This window comes from Pseudoalteromonas sp. S16_S37 (assembly GCF_014694405.1).
GTDB lineage: Bacteria > Pseudomonadota > Gammaproteobacteria > Enterobacterales > Alteromonadaceae > Pseudoalteromonas.
In genome coordinates, this window is the sequence record NZ_JAAUWV010000246.1 from 1 (window position 1) to 245 (window position 245).

The 245-nt window shown below is 40.0% G+C and carries 1 pseudogene; it reads left to right on the forward strand.

The annotated features are described in order from the left end of the window. Window positions 1-130: 130 nt before the first annotated feature. Window positions 131-245: pseudogene (locus HC733_RS22800) on the forward strand (IS3-like element ISVpa4 family transposase); the annotation flags it as partial.

Consider the following 245-nt stretch of genomic DNA (forward strand, 5'->3'; position numbering starts at 1 on the left):
GCTTTAATTTGCTCTAATGATGTTGTGGTATTCATTGATCACACCTTAGTTGTTTAGGTTGCAATCAAGTATGCCGGATGGTTTTTACTTATTTGCGCTATCTTGCCGTAAGGTCACAGCAAATAAGGCACACAAGGTTTACCCCTATCTGCTGCGTGATATCGAAGTGACTTACCCGAACCAAGCTTGGGCAATTGATATTACTTATATTCCCATGGCTAAAGGCTTCTTATATTTAGTTGCGA